2 protein-coding genes are annotated in these 3,021 nt (G+C 66.2%); both read left to right on the forward strand.

Translation table 11 applies throughout. The features are described 5' to 3' along the window. Positions 1 to 1,566, forward strand: a 1,566-nt coding sequence (locus AB0T83_RS20120) for a Re/Si-specific NAD(P)(+) transhydrogenase subunit alpha (RefSeq protein ID WP_366194979.1), incomplete at its 5' end; no start/stop codon positions are given. 13 nt (positions 1,567 to 1,579) lie between these two features. Beyond that, on the forward strand, positions 1,580 to 3,019 hold the full coding sequence (locus tag AB0T83_RS20125; RefSeq protein WP_366194980.1) for an NAD(P)(+) transhydrogenase (Re/Si-specific) subunit beta: 1,440 nt from the start codon (positions 1,580 to 1,582) through the stop codon (positions 3,017 to 3,019). Positions 3,020 to 3,021: the final 2 nt, after the last annotated feature.

The following is a 3,021-nucleotide window of genomic DNA, read 5'->3' on the forward strand; positions in this document are numbered from 1 at the left end:
GGAGTACCCAAGGAGATATATCCTGGCGAGTGTCGGGTTGCTTTGACGCCGCAGTCTGCGGGTCAGTTGGGCAAGCTGGGCTATGGGTGTCTGGTTGAGTCCGGGGCCGGGGCTGCGGCGGGGATTTCGGATGCGGCCTATGCCGCGGCCGGGGTCGAGGTCGTGGCGGATGCGGCGGCGCTGTATGCGGGCGCCGACATCGTGGCCAAGGTGCGGCCTCCGGAAGAATCCGAGGTCGATCTGCTGCGCGAGGGGCAGATCCTGATCTCGTTCTTCTGGCCGGCGGCGAACGAGGCGCTGATGGCGCGCGCCAAGGATCGCGGCGCCACGGTGATCGCCATGGACATGGTCCCGCGGATCAGCCGGGCCCAGAAGATGGACGCGCTGAGCTCGATGGCCAATATCGCGGGCTACCGCGCGGTGATCGAGGCCGGCGCCAACTTCGGCCGTTTCTTCACCGGCCAGGTGACGGCGGCGGGCAAGGTGCCCCCTGCCAAGGTTCTGGTGGTGGGGGCCGGCGTGGCCGGTCTGGCGGCGATCGGGGCCTCGACCTCGCTCGGCGCGATCACCCTGGCCTTCGACGTGCGGCCCGAGGTGGCCGAGCAGATCGAATCGATGGGGGCGGAGTTCGTCTTTCTCGAGTTCGACGAGGAACAGACCGATGGCGCGGCGACGGGCGGCTATGCGGCGCCCTCCAGCCCGGAGTTCCGCGAGGCGCAACTGGCCAAGTTCCGCGAGCTGGCCCCGGAGGTGGACATCGTCATCACCACGGCGCTGATCCCGAACCGGCCGGCGCCGAAGCTGTGGACCGAGGACATGGTGCAGGCGATGAAGCCGGGCTCGGTGATCGTCGATCTGGCGGCCGAGCGCGGCGGCAACTGCGACCTGACGGTTCCGGACGAGAAGATCGTGACCGACAATGGCGTGACCATCGTTGGCTACACCGATTTCCCCAGCCGGATGGCGGCGCAAAGCTCGACGCTTTATGCCACCAACATCCGCCACATGATGACCGATCTGACGCCCGGGAAGGACGGTCAGCCGGTGGTCAACATGGAGGATGACGTGATCCGCGGGGCGACCATCGCCCATGCGGGCGAGATCACCTTCCCGCCGCCGCCGCCGAAGATCGCGGCGATCGCGGCGCAGAAGCCCAAGGAGAAACCCAAGGAGCTGACGGCGGAAGAAAAGCGGGCCCGGGAAGTGGCCGCCTTCAAGGCCGCCACCAGGCAGCAGGTGACCCTGCTGGGGGTGGGCGCGGCGCTGATGTTGATCGTGGGCGCCTTTGCCCCGGCCAGCTTCATGGCGCATTTCATCGTCTTCGTGCTGGCCTGTTTCGTGGGCTTCCAGGTGATCTGGAACGTCTCCCACAGCCTGCACACACCGCTGATGGCGGTGACCAATGCGATCTCGGGCATCGTGATCCTGGGGGCGCTGTTGCAGGTGGGCTCGGGCAACTGGCTGGTGGTGATCCTGGCCGCGGTGTCCATTCTGATTGCGACGATCAACATCGTCGGCGGCTTCCTGGTGACGCGCCGGATGCTGGCCATGTTCCAGAAGTCCTGAGGAGAGCCAAGACATGAGTATCGGACTTCAATCGGCGGCCTATATCGCCGCCGCCGTACTGTTCATCCTGAGCCTTGGCGGGCTCTCGGGCCAGGAGAGCGCCAAGCGCGCGATCTGGTACGGGATCGTGGGCATGGCCTTCGCCGTGGTCGCGACGATCTTCGGGCCGGGCATGGGCAATTATTTCGTGGTGATCCTGATGGTGGCGCTTGGCGCCATCGCCGGCACCATTGTGGCCAAGCGGGTCGAGATGACCGAGATGCCGCAACTGGTGGCCGCCCTGCACAGTTTCGTGGGTCTGGCGGCGGTCTTCATCGGGCTGAACGCCGACCTGGAGCTGGGGGCGGTGACCGCGCTGAAGGAGGCCGGCGGCGACCTGAGCGCGCTGGCGGGCTTCGCGGCCACCCTGGCCAAGAAGACCAGCGTCGAGATCGGCATCCTGAAGACCGAGGTGTTCCTCGGCATCTTCATCGGGGCGGTGACCTTCACCGGCTCGGTCGTGGCCTTCGGCAAGCTGGCGGGCAAGGTCGACGGCAAGCCCAAGCAACTGCCCGGCGGGCATATGCTGAACGCGGCGTCGCTGGCGCTCTGCGTGCTGCTGGGGATCATGTATATCGCCGGCGCGGGCATCTGGACCATGGTGCTGGTGACGCTGATCGCGGGCTTCATCGGCTACCACCTGATCATGGGCATCGGCGGCGCCGACATGCCGGTGGTGGTGTCGATGCTGAACAGCTATTCGGGGTGGGCCGCGGCCGCCATCGGCTTCACGCTGGGCAACGATCTGCTGATCGTGACCGGCGCGCTGGTGGGCTCTTCGGGGGCGATCCTGAGCTACATCATGTGCAAGGCGATGAACCGGGCCTTCGTGTCGGTGATCCTGGGCGGTTTCGGCGGCACCTCGGGGCCGCAGATGGCGGTCGAGGGCGAGATGATCGCCACCGATGCCGACAGCGTCGCCGCGGCGCTGGACGATGCCGACGAGATCATCATCATCCCCGGCTACGGCATGGCGGTGGCGCAGGCCCAGCAATCGGTGAGCGAGCTGACCAAGCGCCTGCGCGCCAAGGGCAAGACGGTGCGGTTTGCGATCCATCCGGTTGCCGGACGCCTCCCTGGTCACATGAACGTTCTGCTGGCCGAGGCGCGGGTGCCCTACGACATCGTCATGGAAATGGACGAAATCAATGAAGATTTCCCCAACACCGACGTGGCGATCGTGATCGGCTCGAACGACATCGTGAACCCGGCCGCCCAGGACGACCCCAACAGCCCCATCGCCGGGATGCCGGTGCTGGAATGCTGGAAGGCGAAACAGGTGTTCGTGTCCAAACGCGGGCAGGGCACCGGCTATTCGGGCATCGAGAACCCGCTGTTCTTCAAGGACAATACGCGGATGTTCTACGGCGACGCCAAGAAAAGCCTCGACGACCTGCTCACCCGCATCGCCTGACA

The organism is Meridianimarinicoccus marinus, assembly GCF_040689105.1.
GTDB classification, from domain to species: Bacteria; Pseudomonadota; Alphaproteobacteria; order Rhodobacterales; family Rhodobacteraceae; genus Meridianimarinicoccus; species Meridianimarinicoccus marinus.

Coding starts and splice junctions, on each gene's coding strand:
- AB0T83_RS20125 (WP_366194980.1), top strand. CDS start 1,580: ATGAGTATCGGACTTCAATCGGCGGCCTATATCGCCGCCGCCGTACTG.